Genomic DNA, 22983 nt, shown 5'->3' on the forward strand with positions numbered 1-22983 from the left:
TCTTTGATCGGGTCAACGGCTCAGCCGTTCGACCGCAGCAAGCCTTCAAGCCAGTCGGGCTCTAGCGGGCGGGCGCGAGCATCCGGAAAGTCCGGATCATTGGGCCAGTCGCGCAATGCCTGTCGATAGGCGAGCAGTTGTTTGAATTCGTCGGCGCGCAAAGTGGTGCCCCCGCCGACTTCCAGTTCTTCGGCATCGCGAAGAACCAGCCATTGGGTTCGATCCAGTACCTTGTCTCGCCAGGCCCGTTCTGTGGCATCGATGGTTTGCTCAGCCAGTAGCACCCGTTCCGGGCGTCCGTTGGCAGTCAGGGAAAGAACCGTTCCTTTTGGAGCGTTGGAGACCAGCGCGCAATACTCGCCCTCGCTTAATTCAAACGCGTCGGCGGGGATATTGGGGCCGTGTAGATCGGAGTGATAAAAGCCGGAAGTTGCCGGAGAAAAGTAATACATACTCAATATCCTATTCCGATGACACGAGCGGCGATGGAGCCTGACGGCCATTCAGGGCAACGAACATTGATACCTGCCTGCCGACTCACGGTTGCGTTGTTGTTCCAGGTCAGCTGCGTTCCGGGTGCCGTGCCTTCATGGGTAGCGACAGCAAGAAACAGCGCGTTGGGAAAGGCCAGCGGCCATAGATTCAGATCGCCCCAACCATTATTTCCCGCCTGGCTGGCCCCCCCGGTGATCCACTGGATAATCACTCCCCCCATCCACGAGGGGAAAACGATATAACCGGAGGCCCCCAGTCTCACCATGAACCCGAGCCTGAGTTTTTTAGGGGTCACGATAGAGGTATCACTGACACCGGCGTTGACCTCTGCCTGAGAGGCGATTTTTGCAATCCCGATCAGCGACTCTGTCGCCTGTTGCATCTTTTTCGCTATCGATTGAAACACTCGCAACGGTGTCATCAACCGGGTGGTGCTGGTTCCCGACTCAGCTTCTTCCTGGCTGGCCAGGCTGTCGCTTTGCTTCTTCGAGATCAGCGTATCGATTGCCACGCTGAGCTGAGTGTTGTCGCTCTCATCGGCAGCCGATCCTGCGCTTTTGATGACTTCAAGAATTTCTTGCGTAACGCCATTTCCCCAACTGGCCGGAATCAGCGATCCCGGCGTGCCGGTGAGAGGGTTTTCATCGACAAACCTGCCATTCACCAAACCTGCGCTGGGAATGTTTTTTGGATAATCCATTACCTGTCTCCTGAATATGAATACACCTGCATCCGATTGCGTCAGGCAGTAACTGCCGTGAACCAGGCAGGCTGCGCCGGCCGCTCAGCGAAGGTCTGAGATGAGCTCGCAGCAGGCCAGTCGCGCAAGGTCTGGCGATACTCGAGCAGCTCCAGATACTGCTGGGCCTTGAGCTTTGTTCCGCGCCCCAGTTCCTGCTCATCGCGGTGGCGGGTGACGAGCCATTCGGTGGCTGCCAGTACGGATTGGCGCCAGGCGCGCTCTTGAGCCAGAGGCTCTTTTTCTTCGACGGTGGATGCCTGAACGACAACAGGACTTTGCAGTTCGCGCGAAGGTTCGATAGCGGGAGTCGCATCGGCCATTGGCGCGCCGATTTCGACGCTGACTCCATCGGGGACTTGCACCATCGCCGCGACGAACTCAGGCGCGAACAGTTGCTCGATCGCGTAGTCACCGGTGTCGATCACTTCGACGGCGACACCGTTTTCAATGCGTGCATAACGGGCCATTACTCGTACTCCCAGATTTCACAGAAGGCATTGCCGCCGGCGCCGCTCACGATTGACGCAGAAGCGTGAACCGAGCAGGAACCACTGCCGCCCGAGCCTCGAACACCCGCATTGCCAACGGTGTTTGACCCGCTGAAGGGGCCACCGCCGTCGAACGGACTCGGAGCTCCGCAACCCGACAGCAACCCCCAATTGGCGTTACTCATTCCGAAACCTCCGGTGATACCGCGAGCGCTGCAGAGATTGCCGCCAGCCAGTAATCCACCTACCCCGCCCTGAATGAATCCTGACGAAGTGCCCGTGACCACGATCCCCAGTTTCTGCCCGCCACCACCTCCCGAAACACTCATGTAGCTACCAAAGGAAGCCCCGCCGCCCGCAAGGCCCGTGGTGTTGCTGACGGCGCCCCCGGCGCCCAGCGAAACCGGTACGCCGGCGAGCATTTGTGCGGTGACGTCATAAAGGCTTTCCGCATACGCGCCAGACCCTCCACCACCCCCGAGTATTTGGGTACCCGCCGGAACGGGTTCGCATCCGCCCCCCGAACCACCCGCCCCGATCAACCGAACGCGAATCCGTCTGGCCTTGGGGTTCGGTTTGTAAACCGTGATCCCGACTGTCTCGATCTGCCTGACCGCCAGCAGCCGTCCCACGGCATCGGTGATGCCGTAGCCCGCCAACGTGCTCGGGGTGTTCTTCAGTTTGGTGAAGTCGACCAACGCCCCGATGGCCGTCGCCAGCTGGTTGGTCTTCGTCTCATCCGGCGTCAGCCCGGCCGCTTTGATGGCGTTGAGAATTTCTTGGGTGACACTGTTACCCCAGGCGGCGGGGATCAACGACCCGGGCGTGCCGGCAACCGGGTTTTCATCAATGAAACCGCCGTTGACCAGGCCGACGCCGGGGATGCTTTTGGGATAGTCCACGTCAACACTTCCGATGTTTTACAGGCAGCCGAATGCCGGCAGCACGCAGCCGCCTGTAAAGTTGATTAGGGGTTGGATTCAGCTATGCGACAGGCGCGACAACGATTTTGCGGGTGCTACCGGCCAGTCGATCGTCAACGGATAATCCGTTTGCAACTCTATCTGCGCCAGCTTGACGGTGTAGCGTTTCCACGCTTGCAGAGCAGTCAGTTGATCGTTTGAGGCCTCTCCCAACTCATAGGCGTATTGCAGGGGCGCGACACGAATGACCACTTCACGCAGGCGATTGTCACGCTCGACGTCAGCCTCGGCGACTTTGCCCGCGCGCTCCGCCGCGACATCCAGTACCCAGTCATCGGTGCCCCAGACGTAATACGCACTCGGGCGCGGTTTGACCGTCAGGTGATCGGGCAACGGGCCCAATTCGCTCCAGTAGAAAGGGTTGCCATTTTCCTTGCGATAAACCGGACGGTTGCGCAAATCGACCAGTTGCAATGCCGCTCCTTCACGCCAGACCCAGACATGACCCGACTCGGCAAGCGGCAGCACTTCAGGCAGCTCAATCGCGTTGCCCGGCAGAACGACCCCCATCCCGGGGATAACCGGCAACTCGACCGGACCGGTCACTTCCTGCGTTCTTTCGTTCACATAGTAATAAGCCATAGGCACCTCAAATAAGTTTCAATCGACCGGGGTATGCAACGTTTCTGGGACGGGTCATCCCCCAGAAGCCACTCGATAGAGGTTCCGCAACCGCGGCAGTGGTGTAGTAGACCAGCCCCCCGAACGTTGTCGGATCAACTCCGATCGTCGAAATGTCGCCGATCCCATGAATGGCCGGAGCGTATCCGTTATCACCGGTTATGTTGGTGCCGTTTTGCCAAGAACCTGCCACTCGCCCGGTATCGATGTTGCGTTGTTCATCAAGCACCCGGATGAATTCACCACGAACCTCCGGCCCGCGGAATGTCTTGATGCCGTCACCACTGCTCCAGCCGCCAGCACGACTGGCTTCGGCACGCAGCATTCCGGATTGAACAGCGTGATCCCACAACCAGGGCCATTCGGCGCGCAGGAATTCCCGACCGTTTAATGCGCCATAACCGCCGGGGTTCAAGGTGGTCGAACTCTCGAACACAATCCTTCCCAAAGGCGTTGCATCGAAGCGCCCTACCGGCCACCAGTTACCCGAACCGTCGCTGCGCAGATGCCACCAATCGCCCGCACCTACCAGCACCAGAAACGGATAGCCGCTGGCGGACAAATGCGTGTGAAACCTGATTCGGTCGTTACCGGCGGCCTGCACCACCAAGCGGTTGGCACTGTTGTCGGTGCGACGGACAATCACATCCCGAACGCCGGCCAAACCATTCACTGCCGGCAAGGTAATCGTGGTGTCACTCGCATTGGCGCTGATCAGCACCAACCCCAGCTCATCGACAAGCAACGCCTTGGATGCAGACACCTCTGTCACCCGCGATGCCATGGGACTGGCAAGGCTCAAAAGCTTCTTGAACGCCGTCAGTAGCTGGTCGTTGACGCCTTCGGCAGGCGTCATGCCCGCCGCTTTGACAACGCCCAGCAACTCTTCGGTCACGCTGTTGCCCCACACCGCCGGTATCAACGACCCGGGCGTTCCCGCCACCAGGTTTTCATCGACGAAGCGGCCGTCGACCAGGCCGACGCTGGGGACACTTTTTGGGTAATCCATGGATGTTCGTTCCTCTGTAATGACAAATGAAACGTGGCCGCGCGCAAGCTTTCGCCGCGACGCAGACGTTTCTGTTCCTGAAAATAAAAAGCCCACAATGACGTGGGCTTGAGTGACGCGATTGCGGTTACGAGGCCGGGTTGGCGGTCAATTCACGAATGGCCTGCAGCGCCTCATCGGCGGCAGCTCGAGCCTGATCCATCTGACCTTTTCCTGCACAAGCGCGAATCTGGGTCTTGGCTTTCAGACGCAAGGTGCGCAGGGTCAGCAGGCTGTCGCTGAGCTGGGCGGCCTTGTCGAGAATCTGCTCGGCGGACTGCTTCGCCGAACGGCCCTTGGCGACCCAGGCGGCGACGGACAGCGGCACTTCCTTTTTTGGGTAGCCGGCGTCCTGAAAGGCTTGAGCGTCGATGGCGGCCTGGGCGTATTCCAGGGCTTTGAGCGGGTCGCCGGCCAACTGAATGCGAACGGCGTCAGCGGTCGCATCGATTCTGGCACACAACTGTTCGGCGGCCTGTTGATCGAGCAACGCCGCTCTTTCTTCGTTGACCACCCATTGCTCGCCGTTCCACTCATGGGCAGCGGACGGCTGCGCAGGACGCAACTGGCCATCAATCTGATGGAGTTCCTGAATGACGATCATCGAATGAGCTCCCACGAGAGTTGAACGTTCACAGCATCAGCAAAATTGATCGGGATACCGGCGCTGTAGTCGGTCGCCGGATGGCTCTTGATACCCATACTCAGCAACAGTTCATCGCTGTCGGCAGTGGTCAGCCCCAGCGTGTGCTCTGCCTGGAAGCACTGCCAGAGCGAACGCAATTGGTTGTGATCAAAACTGGCGGACAACGTCGAAACCGTCACGTCATTGAGCACGTTGTTGGTAAACAGCGTGCAAGGATAGACCGCAGCCGGATTCCAACCGCCCGCATGACTGATAACGCTCGTTGAAAGCGGTGCCATGAGGCTGTAGTTGCCGCCCGCCCATCCGGTGCTTGGAAAAGCGAGACTGGTCACAGCCGTCGACGAAGGCGTCGGGTTACCCACGATCAACCGTGCAGCACGAGCATGAGGATCGAGCGGCAAAAACACCGCTCCGGTGCCGTTGACGGTCTGCGTCCAGGTCAGGCGTGCCCGGTTGTAGATTGCGCGTATTACCGGCACTGAGCCCGGCGCACCGGTGACCACCCAGGCCAGGCACATGTCCAGCACCGAACTCTGGAACCCGCCACCGGCAGCACCGTTGACCGTGCCTTTCAGAGACTCGGGCGTCGCGTCGTAGATCGTCCCGCGCTGCATATAAAATGTCAGCGCACCACCCACCACCTGCGCTCGCAGAAAGTAACCCGAACTCGGCAGCAGATCGGCGCTGCTCCAGGCCTGAGTGGTGAACGTACGCGAACGTCCCAACTGCCCCGCCACCACTTCCTGACCGATGCTGACGTAGACACCCGCCGGCACCGACACTCGCCCGCCACTGGTCGATGCAGCGGCCGGTGTGATCGGCATCCGGGCATCCGCCGTGGCCACGGTCGGTAACGGCAGCGCTGCCAAAGGCAACGCCAGATCCTGATTCCAGCCCTTGGCCGTCACCGTCTGAATCGCCTGCAACAACTGATCGTATTTCTTCTCGTCCGGGGTCAGATCCCCGGCCTTGATCACGCTGAGAATTTCCTGCGTGACACTGTTGCCCCAGTCCGCCGGGATCAACGACCCCGGCGTCCCGGTCAGCGGGTTTTCATCGATAAACTTCCCATTCACCAGACCGGCGCTGGGCACACTCTTCGGATAATCCATTGCGTTATTCCCTAGTCATAGTTGATGTGCACCTTGGTATGCGCCGGTGCCGCCCGGTGGATCAGGCATTCGAGCGCCGAGCCCGGATTCACGCCAAAGCGCTCACCCCAGTAACTCGCGCCATAACGCCGGCCGAGCAACAGCCGCCCGCCAGTGTTGAGCGTCCACATGAACTGCGCTTCCCAGGTGCCCCAATGCGCCGCGCCGAAACGCGAGCGGCCCATGCGCGGGGCTTCGAGTTCGGTGATGGTGGCGTTGGGGTAACCCTGGCTTTTGGCGATTTCCAGGTAGTAGCCGACGGCCTGGCTGCCGACCGCCAGCAAGCGGCGGCGCACCGCGAGGCGGCGGTCGTCGAACAGCGGCGTGGCGCCGAGGCACGGGTCGGGCAGGCTCATTACCTGTTCCCAGTCCGGCACCAGTTCGCTGACGCCGGCCGGGTCCATCTCGTTGAGCAGGTCGGCGGCGCGAGCATCAAGGCGCGCCAGTTCGACGGCGACGCCTTGCAGCACTTCTTCGAGTTCCGGCACGCGCTCCGGATCCCACGCCGGGCCGCTCGGCAGCAAGGCGCGCAGTTGCGCCTGGTATTGCGCGGCGGTTCTTATGGCAGCCATACGCAACCCCCGAAGGTGAGCAGTTCGCTGTCACCCGCGGCCACGTTCGCCACCGGGGCCGACAGCACGTGATCGGTTTCACCCGCCGCGCTGCTGATCGCTTCGCGGATATGGCTGATCAACAGATCTTCGCCCAGGTCGGCTTCGCGGTTATGCAGGTCGCGCAACTGGGTTTCGACCGCCGCACGCACGGCGGTGGTGTCGGGGGTCAGCTTCAGTTGATAGGTCACCGGCTTCTGCACGGGCGGTCGTACATGCACTTCGGCGGTCACCGGGCGCAGCGGTTCGATGTAGGCCTGCACTTCGGCCAGTTGATCGGCATTCGGCACCGGTTGCGGATCGTCGTCGCGCATGATGTACACGCCGACGGTGCCCGGCCCGAGGAAGCCGCCACGGCACCACGCGCGGGTCACGCCCGGCACTTCCAGCGCCCAGGTTTCATAGTCGCTGGCGGAACCACCGTGGGGGATCACGCGATAGGAACGGATCACCCGCGAGCGCAGCGACTCCAGGCTTTCCCGCGCCACGCCACCATTGAGTCCCGGCGCCAGCACTACAAAACTGTTGCCGACCACGCCGGCGATCGGCTGCACCGGCGTCAGCGCCAGCCCGGCTTCGGCATTGCCCAGGCTGCCGGCATCCAGCGCGGCAATGCTGGTGCTGTTGACGCCATTGACGGTGGTGCGCGTGGCGGTGACTTTGAAGGTGCGGCCGTCACTCGCCTGCAGCAACGTATCGGCGTCCAGCACCGCACCCGCCGTCGCGTTGAAGCTGACCGTGCCGGTGGCGACCTGCGCCGGTTTGCGCGGCTGGTTCAGACGCAGCGCGGCGATGCGTTCCAGGGTCGATTCATCGGCGGTGTCGGGCAGGATCTGCTCGGCAATCCAGTCGAGGTAGCCGTACAGACCATAAGCGGCGCCGCCGAGTGTGCGGGCCAGGACTTGCGCATCGGACTGGCGCAGCGAATCGCCGGCCAGGTCGCTTTGGGTGCGCTTGATCAGCACCGGCAGCGAAGGGGTTTCAAACGGCATAGATCACCTGCCAACTGTTATCGGGGTTGATGTCCAGGCGTTCGCCGTCGGCCAGGGTCAGGACCGTGCGCAGGTTCAGGCGCTGGGCGTCGAGGCGTTCGCTGATGATGTCGATGGCGCTGCAATGGCCGTCGTCGATCAGCCATTGCAAGGCTTCGCGGGCATAGAACTCGGCGTCCATCTGGGTCTGGCGGGTCAGCTTGACCCGGCGCAACAGCCACAGCCGCGAGCCGATGCGATCGTCAGCCACGGTGGGAAAGGTGTCGCCCCACCAGCCGAAACGCTCCTCGTCGTCGAGGGCATCGTCGTCGGCGGCGCGGCGCCAGGTGAACAGGCTGATCAGCACCGCACGGGTCAGCGCGGCGTGGAGGTTCTGACTGAAAAGCATCACTGACCTCCCGCCGGCGCGCCGGTCTGGCCACTGCCCGCCTGCACGCCAACGTGCACATGTTTGATCTGGCTGATGCCGCCGGCCACTTGATCGCCTTTGGAAACGATCTTGCCGGTCTGGTTGATCACCGGCGTCTCGAAGTTCACGGCAGTGCTGGCGCGGATGTTCAGCGTGGCGGTTTCAATGTCGATGATCCGCCCGCGCTTGAAGTGAATTTTGTCGCCCTCGTCGGTGTAGATCGCCACCTCGCCGGCCGCCAGCGATTGCAGGCGATAACGGCGGTCGGCGACCACCAGGGCGATGGCGTGAGAACGGTCGCCACCGAGAAACGTGACGACGCCTTCGGCACCGGCCAGCGGATGGCTGGTGAAGCCGTAGGGTTCGAAGTGCTCCAGGTCGTCGTTCACTTCACCGGCGGTGAGGCGCATTTGCAGCGATTGCAGCTTGGATGCCGAATTGGCGAGCACGACAGTGCCGCGCGCCAGCAGGCGTGTCAGTAGGCTCATAGGGTTTCCTTGGAGGGAGGTGCCGGCTCAGGCTTTTTTCGGTGGGGTCGGATTGGCGTCGAAGGTATGCGGCGGCGCCACTTGCAACGTGGTCACCGAGCCTTGCGCCGACAGCGAGTACGTCACCTTGGAGATCAGCATGTCGCCATCGAAACCGAGTACCGGATCCTTGACCTTCACCAGCGTGTTGTGACGCCACAGGTCGCCGTTGGACTGACGCCAGCCCTGCACCTGATAAGTGGTGGTCAGCGCCCGGCCCATGCGCGTGGCGCTTTCCCACTGGGCCCGTTGCTGGGCCAGTTCGAACGTCAGTTGCGAGCCTTCGTTGATGATCGTGGTGCGCCGACGCTTGAAGCTCAGGTCGGTCGCGCTGGATTCAACCTCGCTGACCGCTGCCCCGCTCTTCTTGTCGTTGCCCTTTTGCTGGCCGATCACCCGGTATTCGGAGAACACCTGGCTGTGATCCATCGGCGCATTGGCCGAGAGAATGTTCTTGCCCAGCTCCAGTGCATCGCTGGCACGGCCGCCGCTGCCCGGTTTGGCCAGCACCAGCCGGCCTTCGGCGTCATCGGTGGAAAACACCCGGTACAGCGAGAGCAAGCGGTCGATCGACTGAAACACCGTTTCACCCGGAACGATGGTGTGTTTGCTCAGGCGTGCGGTCTCGGGAATTTCGTTGACCACAAACTGCGTGTATTCCCCGGCCAGGGCCTGGACGATGTTCAACAGCGGCTGTTCCTGCCATTGGCCGGGAATGTTTCGCGCCGCACAGTCGACCAGATCCTGAGTCTTGGAACTGCCTTCGATGCTCAGGCTGATCTGCCGCCCGTCATAGCTGATCGGGGCCTTGAACACATAACCGGTGAGCACCAGATCCTTGCCGATCCGCACTTCGCACGGGTCGCCAGCCTTGATCCGCTGATCCACGGTCTGCCCCGGCCATTGCCAGGTGATGTCGAGTTTGAAGGTGCGGAACTGGCGCTCCAGGTCCGCGGTGATCTGCACGCTTTTCCAGCCGCCGTATTCCATGTTGTCGACGGTCAGCGTTACGCGGTTGTCAGTCTCGTTCATGACTCACTCCCTGGAAACCTTGACTTCGTTGGGTGAGTACCCCGGATGAGACAGACCGTTGCGCTGAATGACCTCGGTCACACGGGTGGCGTCGCCAAACTGCTTGTAGGCCACGACCACTGCCGGAAAGGTTTCCTGGAAAGTTTTGCTGACCAGTCGCACACCGGACGAAGCCACTGCCTTGAGGTGCGCGATCAGCGCCTCCTTCACATCGGCGATGGCTTGATAGTGCGCGGGGTCGGCCTTGTCCTGGGCCTTTTGCAGCGCTTCGTTCAACTCTTTCTGCAGCGTTTGCAGATCATCGGTGACCGGCACTTCCTGACGCGTGACCGGCTGCTTCGATTGCTGGTCCAGCGAAGGTGTCGAGGTCAGTTTCACCGGTGTTGACGCCACCGGCATCGAGGCCACCCATTGCGCCGCTTTGACGATCAGGGTGTCCTGTACCAGGTTGGCCATCGCTTGCGCGGCGGCGTTGGTGTCCTTGCCGGTGGTGATTTTCGGTGCGTCGGCCTTGCGGATGGCTTCGAGTTGTTGGGACACGTCGGCAATCACGCCACGGTAGCCCTCCTTCGCGAATGCCTTCAGCTCCTTGATATCGCCGAGCAAGCCCTTGAACTCCGCCGCCACTTCCTTGGGCAGCTCCTTGACGGCCCGGACCAGCTCGGTGATCTGCTTGTACTGCGCGATCAGCGGCTTGAGCTGCTCCTTGATCACGTCGTACACACCGGTGAGGCTGTTGCGCAGATTGGCGATGCCGATCCGCGCCGCCTTGATCAGGGTCATCGCCTGCTCGAAGCGCGCCACCGCCGAGCCGAGCAAACCTTCGGCCTTGATCAGCAGGACTTTTTGCGTGCTGACCGTCGCCGTCGGAAACGGCAGCGGTCGGTCCGGGTAGAACTTCAGGCTAAACGTCACCATCCCGCCGTCCTGGCGGGTATGGGTCATGTCGCACTCGCCGACCTTGACCTGCAAGCGTCCCAGCCACGGATGCACCAGTTCGCCGCTGCCCTGCTCCAGGGCCTGAAGCAGCTTGTCGCGCTGCTCCAGGCAATCGGCACCGATGATGAACGCCGTCAGGTCGTGGGTCTTGGCCTGCTGGCCGAGGTCCTCGAAAAACGGCAGGTCGCGTTGCGGGTATTCGTGCAACTGCCCCTTGCGACCGACCGGGGTTTTCGCCTGGTCAATCCAGAAGCCGACACCGCGAAAGGATGCCGGCAACAAACGGTCACGCCAGTTCATTGGAACCTCCCATGGAGAGCGAGCGATAGCCGATGCGCGAACTGAGCGCCAGCCCCGGTTGATTGGTTTGCGGTTGATCGGTGCGCAGCCCCGCCGGTGCATTTTCGAAGCGCACCGTCAGACCGCCTTCGAGTTGCGTACGGTTGTTGGCGGCGCTTTGCTGGATCAGGGCGCCAGAGGATTGCGGCAAAGAACCGCCCTGCAATGCACTGCCGCCCTCGGCTTTCGAGCTGGCACCGAAAAATGCCGGCGCCAGTTCACCCTTGCCTTCTGCATTGGTCTGGCGTTGCGCTTCGGTCAGGGTTTCGACCTTGCCGGTGACCTTGGCGATCAGCCCGGCGAAGCCACCGTCGAACAGTTCCTTGATCGGTGCGATGACGGTCTGCAGCTTTTGCCACAACTCGCCGAACCACTCGGTGATCGGTCCCCAGTTCTTGATGATCTGCCCCAACGGTGTCCACTCGAACATGTTGTGCAGGAACTCCAGCACCGGTGCGGCCAGCGCTTGCACCACGCCCCACAGCGCCGAAAACACTTCGCTGATCGGCTGCCAGTACTGCGCGATCTGCTCCAGCGGCGACCATTCGAACAGGCTCTGGAAGAAGCTTTTGATCGTTTGTGCCGACGTTTGCAGCGCGGCCCAGACCGGTTCGAAAAAGGTCACGACGCTACCCCAGTTATTGACGAGCATCCCCAGCGGGGAAGAGTCGAACAGGGTGCCGAAGAAGTCCTTGATGGTTTGCGCCGCCGGTTGCAACGCGGCCCAGATCGAGGCGAAGAATCCGGTGATCGCGCCCCAGTTGTTGATGATCATGCCCAGCGGCGTCCAGTCGAACAGCCCCTTTAGAAACGACATCACCGGTACGCTCAAGGCCTTGAGCAATTCCCAGATCGCCGAAAACAGACCGGTCAACGGCCCCCAGTTTTCCAGGATCAGGCCTGCGGGCGACCACGAGAAAACCGACTTGAAGAAGTCGATCACCGGCGCGGTCACAGCCTTGACCTTGTCCCAGATCCCCGAGAAGAACCCCGTGACCGGTTCCCACAGCGCCGCCAGTGCCTCCAGCGGCCGCCAGTCGAGCACCGAGCGCAACGTCGCCATTGCACTGGCCCCGGCATTTTTCACGCCCTCCCACAATCCGGTGAAGAACGCGGAAATCGGCGTCCAGTTGGCCACGATCAAACCGGCCGCCACGGCAATGCCCAGGGCGATCAGCATGATCGGGTTGGTCTTGAGCACCATGCTCATGACGTCCATCACCTGAGTCATACCGGTGACGGCGGTCTGCATGGCGGAAAACGCAATCGCCCCCGCCGCCAGGCCTTCGACCAGTTTCGGGTTGTCGGCCAGCAGGCTGCCGACCTGGGTCAGCACCGGCTCCAGCCCGACCACCAATGCACCCACCGCAGGCACCAGTGCAGCGTCCACTGCTGCGGACACCTTCTCCATGGATGCGCTGAACACGTTCATGTTCTGCGCGGCGGTTTTCGGCGTGTCCGGCAGGTCGACGGTTTTCGCCGCCTCGCTGACCTCGGCAAGCTTGCCCTGAAACGCCGCAGCCGATTTGATGCCGTCCACGAACGGCGTAATCACGCTGCCGCCCTTGAACAGACCGCTGATGTCAAGTTTGCCGAGGCCGGTCTGTTCGAGGTTTTTCTTGAAATCATCGACCTTCACTCGCAGGGCGCCGAGTTTGGGTGACAGTTCGTCGATGCCGGTCAGCAACACCGACGCTTTAGCTTTGGTTTCTTCTGCCATCACTGCACCTGCTGCATCGCATTGATCCGTTGCGCGTGCTCCAGCGATTCGCGAAGCACATCCAGTGGCCTGGCCATCATCTGTTCGGGGTCAACCTTCCAGAACCAGGCCAGGTCATAGGCGACCGAAATCAGGTCGGTGATGGCTCCGACGCCGCACTCATGAAAAAACTCGCAACGGCCCAGCTCAGCGCGTTGAGGTCAGCCAGATCCAGCTGGTTGACCGACGACGGCGGAATGCCGGCGCACACGGCGATGTATTTGGCCGCCACGTCCATGTCGAGGCTGACCTCTTCGCTCTTGTCGATCTTGTACGGCAGCGCCTTGATCGCTCGCACCTCCTGCACCGTCGGACGGCGCAGGAAGAGTTCGGTCAGGGGCTCGCCGTGAGCTTCGATCGCAACCTGAAGCTTCACGGCGCCGCTCATTGCCAGGTCCCCTTGATGCCTTCGAATTTCAGTTCGATGGTGGCGTCATCGCCTTTGGAGACGGGTTCTTCGACCAGGTAGGCACCGGCCAGTACGTAGACTTTGCCGTTGCTGAATTCGCAGGTGACGGTAATGTCGGTGCCTTCGATCAGCTTCTTCAGCGGGAAGTCGGCGGTGTGCAGCGCGGTCACCTTGAACGATGGCGCGATGTCGGTTTCCTTGTAGAAACCCGGCACGACGGTTTCGCGTTTGACGGCCATCAGCGGGGCTTCGCAACCGCCGTTGATAGTCAGTTGTGCACCGTCGACCTTGACGTAGCAGGTGCCTGCAATCAGTTGACCCATGGTGTTACTCCCTTCAAATAAAAAGCCCACGCAAGGTGGGCTGAAATCACAGTGTCAAACGAGCCGATCAGGCGACGTCGTCGTACTGCAGACGGAACTGGTTGAGCAGTGCGAACACGCGCAGACCGTTGATGTAATCCGGCGGGAACAGCACGTTCACGCGGCTCGGGTCCTGCACGTCGCGCTCGACGATCAGGTGCTCGGCGAACAGCTCGGCGTTTTCCACGTGACCTTCGAGTTCGAGCTTGGCGTACTGGGCGATCAGCTCACCACGAATGGTCGCCGGGGTGACGATCGGCTGGCCGGCGCCGAAGCGGGTGCCGTCGGAAGCCAGTTTGTGGCGACCGTACTTGCTGGTGATCACGCTTTGCAGACGACGCACGATGAACGCCGACTGGTGCATGGTTTCGCTGTCCAGGTACGAGTTGTCGGCCTGGCCGTAAGCGTTCTTCTGGTAGGTGGTGATCGAGCGCTGGATGCGCACGTAGCCGCCTTCGTAGTACGCGGTAGCGATGCCGTAGTTGAGCAGCGACTGACGCTCGGTCAGGGTGAAGCGCTCGCTGGCCGGGGCCGGATCGACGCCTGGCAGGCTGCCGCTCTGGGTCGGACGGCTGGCGTCGGCCGAGATGAACACCGAAGTACGCGCAGCCAGTGCCGCGGCTTGTACCCACACCGGTTGTGGAACACCCGGCTCCAGCGCCTGAATGGTCATGTGCTGGTCGTTGCGTTGCTGACCGGCAGCCACCAGAGTGCCGACGGTGCCGCGCTTGGCGCTGTAGACGTGACCGAACAGTTGCTTGGCCCACGACCAGCGACCGGTGCTGTCGTCCATCACCGCTTGCCAGGTGTTGAGGGTGGCCAGGTCGGACCATGGCAGCGCGATGAATTCGAACGGTTCGTCGCCCAGTGCGGCAACCGCTTCAACCTGGTCAGGCACACCGACGCCGCCGGTCATGGCGGTGATGGCGGTGGTCAGGCCGGCCGGGGTTTCTTCGCCGTTGCTCTTGCCCAGGCGATTGAATTGCAGGCTGATGTCGTTGCCGCTCTCGCCGGTCCATTTGGCGTTCAGAGTGACGACGCCTTCGGCAGCTGCTGCGCTCACCGGCAGATCGGCGGTGGCGTTGATTTTCTGTGCCAGGGCGGTGGCCGCCTGGGCAGCAGTGGCACCGTTGACCACGGTGGCCTGGACGCGAACGCCGCCGACATACAGGTTGAGTACGCCAGCCTGACTCGCGGTGCCGGTCAGGGTCAGCACGCCTTTGGCGATGGCGCCGGTGGCGTTGTGCAGCGGCAGGCACCAGATCTCACCGATCGGGTCGGCCTTGCGGAAGGTCTCGTACATCGAGGCCAGCATCGAGCCCTGGCCGCCAATGCTCTTGGCCAGCGCCACGCTGGAGACCAGCACCAGTTTGCCGACTTCGCTCGGGGCGATGTTGTCGTTGACCTGCGCCACAATCAGGCGGCGCATGGACGAGGACGCGCTATTGGCGGCCGAGTTGTCCATTTCGGCATAGAACAGCGGTACACGAATGTCCGCAGGAATGTTGCTGAATCCGATCGCCATTATTTGGCTCCCTTTTGTTTAGCTGTTGCGGTTTTGAGGGTGATATCGCCGTCGGCCAGACGCCGGCGCCACCAGGCGCTGTCCAGCACTTCACGGCCTTCCAGTGGCAGCAGGTCGCCTGCTTCCGGGTCCGGCACGGCACGGCCGGCGGCCGGCACTACGGTGATGCGGTTGCTCATGGGGTTACGTCTCCAGAGAAAGTCATTTCCACGCGCCCGTCAGGGCCCGGGCGTTTCAGGTTGGGGTCGGTCGGGTCGATCGCATCGACCCGCACGGTGGCCCCGGTAAAGGACGACAAACCGTCCAGTTCGCGTTCGTGCCAACTCTCCGCAGGCTGACTCGGCAGATTGCGGCCCAGCTGGAACTCGGCAAAAAAGCGCAGCCGGTAGAACGCGCGGCTGCTGTTGATCGAGACCGTTTCGCCGCCGTCATAAACGATGGCGCTGTAGTCGGTTGCAGGTTTGAAACCCACCAGCGCACGCCAGACTTCGGCGCGCAGGTCGTGCAACAGATCCAGCGCTTTTGTGGCGTCCGTGGCATCCAGTGCCAGGATGATTTCGAAGCGGTCGCGGATCGGTTGGCTGAGGGAGTTCTGTGCGGTGCTGGCGCTGGCTACGTCGGCCAGCGGCAAAACATGGGCCGAGGGCATCGGCAGATTCGGGTCGCCTTGCAGCAGCGCCAGGTCGATACCTGTCGCGATATGGCCGGCAAGGCTTGGGCATTGCGCACGCAGCTGCGTGAGGATCGGGGAGATCTTCATGGGGAGCGTTCCAGGATGTGTGAGTGGCCACAGTGATGCGTGTGGCGGTGAGACCGGGGGATCAGTCCTTGGCTTTTGCCTCGGGATCCCGGCCGTTGGCTTCGATCAGGCAGCGATAGCTTTCTTCAGGCTTGCCGCTGGCAGTCACCTTCTCGATCGACCAGCGACCGCGCATGAAGTCCGGCCAGGTGTCATCGAGCACCAGCAGTCCCTCGGCAACCAATAGCGGATCGCCCGGGCAGGTGACCTTCAGCTTGTATTTCTCGCGCAGCATCTTGCGCACTTCGGCTTCGCCGATGGTTTTGGCTTCTTCTTCGCTGGCCAGTCTCTGGCGAATGACCTTGAAGGGCTCGGAACCGGTGATCACTTCGCGCAGCTTGCCGAGAGCGCTGTCCCAAAAGGAGGTTTTGCAACCCTGATTCTGGGTACGGGCGGTCTCTTCCAGCGTGGCGCTGATGAAGGCGTGATCGCCCGGCCGATTGTTGTGGGTCACCGACAGCCTGACGTCCGGTATCACCTGACCCGACAGGTTTTTGAGCTGCGCCGGTTTCGCCAGTACGTAGAGGTCGTTGAACGGTTTGGCCACCGCGTCGTACTTTTTCGCCAGGCGTGTGATGAAGCTCATGTCGGTTTCGTTCGACTGGTCGACATGAGCGATCCTGATCAGCGCCAGTTCGGGATCGACGCGCGGGGAGAATCCGTGCGGCTCAACCAGTTTGCGAAACAGCCCGCCAAGCGTCGTGGGGCCATGACTGGCCGTGCGCCGTTCCTTGAATCCGGTTTCGTCCTTGCCGCTGAAAGGCGCGGCGGTCGCGACCAGCGTCAGGCGCAACGGGAACAGCGTGGGTGTCAGTCGAGTGACCTTGAAATGGCCCTTTTCGACCAGCCCGGTCTCGAGATACCCCACCCGCAAGCCGATGGTTCCGCCCAGGGTCGGCAAGCCTTCAAGGCCTTCCAGGTCGAGCACCAGCGTCAATTGATCGGACTCCATCCCGGCGGCATCAATGTGTTCCCAACTGATCAGACGCTGGTTCAGCAGGTCTTTGTTGGCGCCATAGATTTCGATCGCCGGCGTAAATCCCTGTGCCATGCAGCCTCCTTAATCCCAGGCCAGAACCGGTTTGATTGCGGCCGGTCTGCTGTCGAGCTCCGGCAGCGTCACCCAGACACCTGCCGGCAGGATCGGGCCGTGCTCGGCCAGGGTCGGGTTGAGTGTCCACAGGGCTTCTTCGGCGCTGTCATCGCTGTGACCGGTTTCGCGGTAGAGCAACAGATTCACCGAATCCCCGGCCACGCTTCGTACCTTACGCATTGTTGAACTCCGACAATCCGATGACCCACTTGATCACCATCGCGGTGCCGTCATCGATGACCTCGCTCTGGTTTTCATCGATGCTGTTGATCCGCCACAAACCCCAGTTGCGACCAATGCCGTCAATCAACGGCAACGGCACTCTCAACGCTTGCAGCGCACGCAGCTCATCGAGTCGCTCCATCCCCACGGCGTACATCGAGGTGCCGCCGATGGTCAGGGATTCGGGCTTCTGCCCTGTCTGATGGGATCTGGGTTTGCTGTTGAGGATCTGCAACTCGGTCCAGCCACCCTCGGATTTTCGCGACAGCGTGCTGTACGCAAAATCCCGGGACAGTCCGAAGATGAAACTGCCCAGTGCCATTTGTTGTTTCATCGGGCGACTCCATCGGTCAGGGCTGCGTCGCGGCGGGTGGCGAGCGGGTTGTTGGTCAACAGCGGCAGGAACTCGCCGTGGAATTGTCCGCTCAGTTGTTGCCCGATGATCGAGCGAATCTGCTCGGCAGTGTCCGGTGCCGGACAGGTGACCTGGATCAGTGGGGAGAAGGTGACTTGCTGGTTTTGACTTTGAGTGGGAGCGTTGACCAGATTTTTCGCGACATCTCCCGGCGCAGCGAGTTTGTCGGCGGGCGGGTCTGCGAGTGCTTCTCCCAGCAATGAGCCGAAATATCCACCCGCGATACTCCCGATGGCAGTACCGAAACCTGGAAGAATAAACGAGCCGACCAGAGCGCCAATGGCTGTCCCCGCCAGCTCACCCTTTGCGCTTCCCACCGCTTTTTCATCACCTTCTCGCACGCCTTTGAGACCTGTGTAAGCGGCGTGCGCCACCATTAACGGGACAGCGACCTTACCCGCTAAAGGTCCCATCCGGGACAGCATCGGCATGACCTTGGCTCCGAAGCTCCGCACCGCAGGCATGACCTTGGCTCCGGCACTCCGCATCGCAGGCAAGACCTTGGCTCCAGCGCTCCGCACCGCAGGCAAGACCCTGGCAGCCGCACGCTTGATCGAAGGCATGACCTTCATCGCTGCACCGCGCAGGCGATTGCCCAGGCTTTGACGAACCGCGGGCTTGCTGGGCTGAGCACTTTTCGCAGAGGCTTTGGCCTGCTTGCCCTGACCCGACTTGCGAGACGATCGTTTCTTTTTGCGGCCGCCACCGTTGTCGTCGTCACCGGTGAGCATATCGCCGACTTCGGACGGTAACCGTGCTGCGGCCAGGCGCAGAAGTCTCGTGGAGACCGCATCAAGCACCGCAGACACGCCGGTTTTCAGAGCGCCCGCCACGAACGGCGTGGCAGCCACCCCAAGCAGTGTCAGAGCAGCGGTGACGAACGGGAAGGTTTCGGCCGCTGCGCTCAGTCCATTGACCACCGCAGTAAGCCCGATGGCAATGCCGTCTGTCACCGGGGCCAATGCATTGCCGACTGCCGTGGACAGCCGGTTGAGACTCGCATCCAGCGCATTCCAGCGTCCCTGCGATGTATTGCCATAAGCCTCAGCGGTTTTTCCCGTCGAGCCTGCATACAGGGACTTGTCAGCAACCAGCTTGAACGCCGTTTGAACATCCTCAGGCTTCTTCAACAACTCGAGGATTGCGTCATTGTTGCCAAACAGCGTTTTAGTCAGCGAAGCCTGTTTCTCTTCAGGCTGTTGCTTGAGTTGTTTCAGAACCAGCTCGATCGTTTTGGGTGCATTGCCACTCATCCCGTGCGCGAGCGACTCCGGGTTCAGACCTATGTCGGCCCAGGCCGAGCGCTGCGCCGACGATGCGGATTCTCCCTTGCCCAGAACCGTCGTGAAACTCTTCAGCGCCGCTCCGGCATCGGTCTTGTCAGCGCCGCTGTTGAGGAACGCTGCCGCAAGTGCAGCCACTTGCTCGGGTGTCATCCCGGCAGCCTTGGCGTCCTCACCGGCGCTTTGAACGACGGAGCCGATGTCCGCAGCTTTGACGTTCAGGCCGCTGTTGCCAAGGTAGTTGGTTGCGTCTGCCAGATCCTGGCTCTGCACCCGATCAAGCTTCAGAGTGGTGCGCCAGCCCGACAACATTTCGCCAGCCGCCTTGACATCCATCTTGAAGGCCGAGGCATTGACGGCGGCATCACGGGAGAAATCCTGTAACGCCTCGGTTTTCTGCTCGCCCTTCAGACCATCACTGATGCCGGAGCGCAGCCCGGCGAGTTGCACTTGCAACAGATCCGCGCCGGTAGCCCCGCTGGGGGCAACCCGTTTATCACTGGCGATTTCCAGGTTCTTTTCCGAAAGAGCCTGAAGCGATTTCGTGCTCAGGTGCAGCACCTGATTCAATTCAACCAGCGCCGTCTCGTTGGCCATCGCCGATTGCAGTCTTTTCGGTGGCGGGCGCTGCTCGATTTCCGCCTTGAGTTTTGACTTCGGCTCACTATTGGCGGCTGGCGGCGCCGTGACGACCTTGAACAACGACTGCTGGCTGACCAGCAGTTCCCGCAGCTTGATCTGCTCCTGCGTGAGCAAGCGAATATCCGCGCTCGCCAGCGCCATTGTCAGGTTCAAGTCCAGTAGCGGATTGCCAAGGCCATCGGGCACCGCCAACCCGGCTGCTGCGTTGCCACGCTCATTGGCGTATGCGAGCGCAAATTTGCTCTCTGCCATGCCGCTCTACTCCTGTTTCACGCCAAGGCGAGTGATCGCTATGTCGTAGCGGCGCAACGCCTTTTCGGCGTCCCACTCCAGAATCTCCGCCTCACTTACCGGGTAAATGAGCGGCACGATATCGAGGATTACTTCGATGTCGCGTTCTGAAAGAAGGCCGCCGGCTGGTTTAAAAAATCGTCGATGCGCACCTGCAATTGCGTCCAGTCAGGCACGCTCAACAGGGCCAGATCGGGGATCATCAGCCCGGTGCAATGGGCGGTGATGAACTCGGCGCGTTCCTTGGCCGTTTTCAGTTTCTTCATCACTTTTGTGGCACGCAGCGCCGGCATTTCCAGGCTCAGCGAAGTCACGGTGCGGCCGGTGACGGCGAGCGGCAACAACAGTTGCACCTGGTCGGGATCGTCGGACTGTTCCGCGTCTTCGACCTGGTCGAGAAAGAACGACGCCGGACGGGTCGAGACTTCGTGCACGTACTGCGCGATGGTCACGTAGTCCGGGCGTTTGAGCTGGTCGAGTTCCTTGACCGACAAGCCGGTGGCCAGCAGCGCCAGTTCGAAGAACTGGTCGTCTTCATCGTCGCCTGCGCGTTCCAGCGCTTCTTTCTGGGCGGCGTAGAACAGCGGCTTGAGCTGGATCGATTCGATCTGCGAGCCGTCGTCACCGGTGATCGGCGACAGCAGGTCATGCTTGGGTGGCATCCACGACATGTATGAATTCCTTGGTGATTCTTGAGGGGTGTTGCAGTCCCTTGTGGGAGCGGGGTTTGCCCACTCCCACAGGGTTTTCTGATTGCCTTTGGCCGAGGCTTACGGCATCAGCACCGCACGACGGGCATCACCGAGGATGTCGACGCCGTTGAGCACGAACTTCTGGGTGCGCACGTCGATGTCGATCACCGGCACGCCGTTTTCCAGGCGGTTGTAGGTGCGGCAGGAGAGCTCCAGGTTGGTCTTGGGTTTTTCACCCATCTTCACCGCGGTTTCCTCCAGGGATTTCAGCTTGCCGCCGACGGTGTGGTAGGTGAACCAGGTGTTGCCATCCTGATCCTGACCGCCTTCACGCACGTTCAGCAGGATGTCGTCGCCCAGCTTCACACCCAGTGCGAGCATGACTTCGGTGCCCATGCCTTGCAGGGTCAACTTGGCATTGAGCGCTTTGCCGCCCTTGGCCATTTCTTCGACGATGAAACGGCCGCCACGCATCTCTTCCACATCGAATTCGATTTTCGGCGGAGTGAATTCCTCCACGGTCGCCGACAATGGCAGGCCTTGCAGGGTGGCCGCGATGGCCTGTCTTACGCGGTTGGTAAACATTAGAGAACGTCCTCCAGGAACTGCTCGATGATTTCATCGCGGGCGTTGAGTTGATAAACCATGTGTTCGTTCGGCGCGTAGCGGCCGTAGTCGATGACCACGTACCAGGTGCCGTTCTTGTACTTCTCGACGCTGTTGAGTTCCGGGTGCAGATACACGCTGCCGCCGGGAATGGTTTCGTCGGCGACCAGGGTTTGCAGCCAGTCGTTGATGCGTTTGACTTCCTGATCCATGAACGACTTGGTCAGGTTCTTGGCCATGGCTTTCTGGCCAGCCTTCACCAGCTTGCGGCTGATGGCGTCTTCCAGACCGACGTAGCTGATGAACTTGCCGGTGATCGAGCGGTTGCCCAGCAGCGAGAAGCCGCCAAGGATGGTGCGGGCGTAGTAGCTGACGCCGTAGCGGTTCAGCAGATCGCCTTCGGTGGAGGTGTCGAGGATGTTGTACTCGACGACCCGCGACACGTCTTCGGCGTAGGTCACCTGGTTGCCCGGGCTTTCCCATTGCTTGACCTTGGCCAGCGCGGCAATCGCCAGACTGGATGGCGCGAGGAACACGTTTTTCTTCGCGGCTTTCGAGTACACGGCCGGCATGTTGTGCACCACCAGGCAACGGTCGAAACCCAGATCCGCACCGCCCAGTTCCTGGCTGTACAGCACCTGGTCAGCGACCGAAGCATCCTTGCCGTCCAGTACCACACGGGCCTTGATGCGCTTGCCGAACGAGGCGAACTCGCTGGCCACAGCCTTGGTGCCGGTGAAGCCCGGCGCGCCGATGATGGTCAGGTCTTCCGGGACGCTGCCCAGTGCCGCCAGACCGAGTTTGCGGCCGGTGGCTGGCTCAACGCCGCCGATGACTGCGTTGACGGTGTCGGCCGGGGTCGCGCCCGCTTCGACGATCACCACGTAGACCGGCACCTTGACCACTTTGAGGATCTGGTAAACGGCGTGGTACAGCGTGCCCTCTTCCGAACCTGTCGGATCGAGCAGCGCATGGGTGGTGAAGCTGTTGATGCGAAACGGTGCGTTACGCGGAATCAGCGGATCGGCTTTCGGCGCGGTGCCGACCAGACCGATGACGTTGTCACCCAGGCCACCCATGGCCTCGGGGGATTCGGTGGCATTGACGGTAATGCCGTTGTGCTCGAAGTTCAGAACCTCAGCCATAGTCAGTCAGCCTTCTTGGCAGCGGCCTTCACGGCCTTGGTGGTAGGTGTTTTCAGCTCCAGTCGACCGGCGCTGTGCAGGGCACTGGCCTCGACGTCGAGCAGATCGAGTTCCTGGCCGACGCTCGACCAGTGCCCACCGCCGGTGGGGAATGGAACGAGCACGGTGTAGGTTTGGCGGGTTGCCATTTTTCGTTTCTCCATAAACGGGAAAGCCCCTGCGTTGAGGGGCTTTGGCGGGTGTTGAATGTTTTTGGGGGGAAAGAAAACGCCCCGGGATGCGGGGCGTTTATTGAGCCTGCTGCAACAACCACTCTGGCGCTTGGGGGCGATGTTCCGACAATGGAAACTCTCCCGTTTCCGGCCAGTTACGCAGGGCACGGCGGTAAGCTTGCAACTGGACATACTCGTCCAGTGACAACGACGATTTATGATTGTCCTCAAGCTCATCACGGTGTCTGGCGACTATGCCATCCGTATCAGACAGTCGCCGATCGCGCCAAAAACGCTCGATTGTCGACAATTGCTCGAATGTCAGCTTTGGACGCGGTCTCAATACAGGTTTCCCATCAGCTCCAGCCGAAATGATCTGCCCCTGACTCTGCCCTTCCAACAGGCGAAAGTGTTCCTCAATGCTGATCTCTACAACATCGTCTGGAAGCGGACCTGTAAGGTCAGAATCAAAAAAGCCGTTCTTTGATGGTGAGTAATACATGAA

At 61.2% G+C, this 22983-nt stretch carries 29 protein-coding genes; all 29 read right to left on the bottom strand.

Going from position 1 to position 22983, the window contains the following annotated elements; translation table 11 throughout:
- Positions 1–20: 20 nt before the first annotated feature.
- Positions 21–452 (bottom strand): phage tail assembly chaperone, encoded by a 432-nt coding sequence (locus M5G18_RS25640; RefSeq protein WP_273896420.1) that lies wholly within the window; start codon positions 450–452, stop codon positions 21–23.
- Positions 453–454: 2 nt separating this feature from the next.
- Positions 455–1195: a gp53-like domain-containing protein gene (locus M5G18_RS25645; RefSeq protein WP_273896419.1), complete on the bottom strand. Its 741-nt coding sequence runs from the start codon at positions 1193–1195 to the stop codon at positions 455–457.
- A 41-nt stretch (positions 1196–1236) separates the two neighbouring features.
- The gene (locus tag M5G18_RS25650; protein WP_273896418.1) at positions 1237–1704 is read right to left on the bottom strand and encodes a phage tail assembly chaperone; all 468 of its coding nucleotides are present in this window, start codon (positions 1702–1704) and stop codon (positions 1237–1239) included.
- Entirely contained in the window at positions 1704–2627 is a 924-nt protein-coding gene (locus tag M5G18_RS25655) for a hypothetical protein (RefSeq protein WP_273896417.1), read from the bottom strand. Before M5G18_RS25655 ends, M5G18_RS25650 begins: the two co-directional genes overlap by 1 nt.
- A 78-nt stretch (positions 2628–2705) precedes the next feature.
- Positions 2706–3290, bottom strand: coding sequence for a tail fiber assembly protein (locus tag M5G18_RS25660; protein WP_273896415.1), 585 nt, complete (start codon positions 3288–3290; stop codon positions 2706–2708).
- 7 nt (positions 3291–3297) lie between these two features.
- On the bottom strand, positions 3298–4338 hold the full coding sequence (locus M5G18_RS25665; RefSeq protein WP_273896414.1) for a phage tail protein: 1041 nt from the start codon (positions 4336–4338) through the stop codon (positions 3298–3300).
- A 127-nt stretch (positions 4339–4465) separates the two neighbouring features.
- Complete coding sequence (locus M5G18_RS25670; protein ID WP_273896413.1) at positions 4466–4981, bottom strand: phage tail protein; 516 nt, start codon at positions 4979–4981, stop codon at positions 4466–4468.
- Positions 4978–6135 (bottom strand): phage tail protein, encoded by a 1158-nt coding sequence (locus M5G18_RS25675; RefSeq protein WP_273896412.1) that lies wholly within the window; start codon positions 6133–6135, stop codon positions 4978–4980. Before M5G18_RS25675 ends, M5G18_RS25670 begins: the two co-directional genes overlap by 4 nt.
- Positions 6136–6146: 11 nt before the next feature.
- Positions 6147–6746, bottom strand: a complete 600-nt coding sequence (locus M5G18_RS25680) for a YmfQ family protein (RefSeq protein ID WP_273896411.1) — start codon at positions 6744–6746, stop codon at positions 6147–6149.
- Positions 6734–7777, bottom strand: a complete 1044-nt coding sequence (locus tag M5G18_RS25685) for a baseplate J/gp47 family protein (RefSeq protein WP_273896410.1) — start codon at positions 7775–7777, stop codon at positions 6734–6736. The genes M5G18_RS25680 and M5G18_RS25685 overlap by 13 nt, the downstream gene beginning before the upstream one ends.
- Positions 7767–8165 (bottom strand): phage GP46 family protein, encoded by a 399-nt coding sequence (locus tag M5G18_RS25690; RefSeq protein WP_007954906.1) that lies wholly within the window; start codon positions 8163–8165, stop codon positions 7767–7769. The genes M5G18_RS25685 and M5G18_RS25690 overlap by 11 nt, the downstream gene beginning before the upstream one ends.
- Positions 8165–8674 carry a phage baseplate assembly protein V gene (locus M5G18_RS25695; RefSeq protein ID WP_115076756.1) on the bottom strand — a complete coding sequence of 170 codons (510 nt, stop codon included), beginning with the start codon at positions 8672–8674 and terminating at the stop codon, positions 8165–8167. Before M5G18_RS25695 ends, M5G18_RS25690 begins: the two co-directional genes overlap by 1 nt.
- Positions 8675–8701: 27 nt before the next feature.
- Entirely contained in the window at positions 8702–9745 is a 1044-nt protein-coding gene (locus tag M5G18_RS25700) for a phage baseplate assembly protein (RefSeq protein WP_127797090.1), read from the bottom strand.
- Positions 9746–9748: 3 nt separating this feature from the next.
- Complete coding sequence (locus M5G18_RS25705) at positions 9749–10984, bottom strand: DNA circularization protein (RefSeq protein ID WP_273896407.1); 1236 nt, start codon at positions 10982–10984, stop codon at positions 9749–9751.
- On the bottom strand, positions 10971–12743 hold the full coding sequence (locus tag M5G18_RS25710) for a phage tail tape measure protein (protein WP_273896406.1): 1773 nt from the start codon (positions 12741–12743) through the stop codon (positions 10971–10973). Before M5G18_RS25710 ends, M5G18_RS25705 begins: the two co-directional genes overlap by 14 nt.
- Positions 12744–12873: 130 nt before the next feature.
- Positions 12874–13170, bottom strand: coding sequence for a phage tail assembly protein (locus M5G18_RS25715; RefSeq protein ID WP_248738149.1), 297 nt, complete (start codon positions 13168–13170; stop codon positions 12874–12876).
- Positions 13167–13514 (bottom strand): phage tail tube protein, encoded by a 348-nt coding sequence (locus tag M5G18_RS25720; protein ID WP_007908779.1) that lies wholly within the window; start codon positions 13512–13514, stop codon positions 13167–13169. The genes M5G18_RS25715 and M5G18_RS25720 overlap by 4 nt, the downstream gene beginning before the upstream one ends.
- 67 nt (positions 13515–13581) lie before the next feature.
- Complete coding sequence (locus M5G18_RS25725) at positions 13582–15078, bottom strand: phage tail sheath subtilisin-like domain-containing protein (RefSeq protein WP_273896401.1); 1497 nt, start codon at positions 15076–15078, stop codon at positions 13582–13584.
- Positions 15078–15257, bottom strand: coding sequence for a DUF2635 domain-containing protein (locus tag M5G18_RS25730; RefSeq protein ID WP_007954893.1), 180 nt, complete (start codon positions 15255–15257; stop codon positions 15078–15080). The genes M5G18_RS25725 and M5G18_RS25730 overlap by 1 nt, the downstream gene beginning before the upstream one ends.
- Complete coding sequence (locus M5G18_RS25735; RefSeq protein WP_273896400.1) at positions 15254–15838, bottom strand: phage tail terminator protein; 585 nt, start codon at positions 15836–15838, stop codon at positions 15254–15256. Before M5G18_RS25735 ends, M5G18_RS25730 begins: the two co-directional genes overlap by 4 nt.
- A gap of 61 nt (positions 15839–15899) precedes the next feature.
- Entirely contained in the window at positions 15900–16928 is a 1029-nt protein-coding gene (locus tag M5G18_RS25740) for a phage late control D family protein (RefSeq protein WP_273896399.1), read from the bottom strand.
- A gap of 9 nt (positions 16929–16937) precedes the next feature.
- Entirely contained in the window at positions 16938–17150 is a 213-nt protein-coding gene (locus tag M5G18_RS25745) for a tail protein X (RefSeq protein ID WP_273896398.1), read from the bottom strand.
- Positions 17143–17526, bottom strand: coding sequence for a phage tail protein (locus M5G18_RS25750; RefSeq protein ID WP_273896397.1), 384 nt, complete (start codon positions 17524–17526; stop codon positions 17143–17145). Before M5G18_RS25750 ends, M5G18_RS25745 begins: the two co-directional genes overlap by 8 nt.
- Positions 17523–19784: a phage tail tape measure protein gene (locus M5G18_RS25755; RefSeq protein WP_273896396.1), complete on the bottom strand. Its 2262-nt coding sequence runs from the start codon at positions 19782–19784 to the stop codon at positions 17523–17525. Before M5G18_RS25755 ends, M5G18_RS25750 begins: the two co-directional genes overlap by 4 nt.
- A gap of 128 nt (positions 19785–19912) precedes the next feature.
- A complete protein-coding gene (locus M5G18_RS25760; protein WP_221532902.1) occupies positions 19913–20494 on the bottom strand; it encodes a phage tail assembly protein in 582 nt (193 codons plus the stop codon).
- A 99-nt stretch (positions 20495–20593) separates the two neighbouring features.
- Positions 20594–21100, bottom strand: a complete 507-nt coding sequence (locus M5G18_RS25765) for a phage major tail tube protein (RefSeq protein WP_007954868.1) — start codon at positions 21098–21100, stop codon at positions 20594–20596.
- On the bottom strand, positions 21100–22266 hold the full coding sequence (locus M5G18_RS25770; protein WP_074691321.1) for a phage tail sheath protein: 1167 nt from the start codon (positions 22264–22266) through the stop codon (positions 21100–21102). The genes M5G18_RS25765 and M5G18_RS25770 overlap by 1 nt, the downstream gene beginning before the upstream one ends.
- Positions 22267–22268: 2 nt before the next feature.
- Positions 22269–22454: a hypothetical protein gene (locus tag M5G18_RS25775; protein ID WP_039771239.1), complete on the bottom strand. Its 186-nt coding sequence runs from the start codon at positions 22452–22454 to the stop codon at positions 22269–22271.
- A gap of 100 nt (positions 22455–22554) precedes the next feature.
- The gene (locus M5G18_RS25780) at positions 22555–22980 is read right to left on the bottom strand and encodes a phage tail assembly chaperone (RefSeq protein WP_273896395.1); all 426 of its coding nucleotides are present in this window, start codon (positions 22978–22980) and stop codon (positions 22555–22557) included.
- Positions 22981–22983: the final 3 nt, after the last annotated feature.

It is taken from the genome of Pseudomonas aphyarum, assembly GCF_028657055.1.
GTDB lineage: Bacteria > Pseudomonadota > Gammaproteobacteria > Pseudomonadales > Pseudomonadaceae > Aquipseudomonas > Aquipseudomonas aphyarum.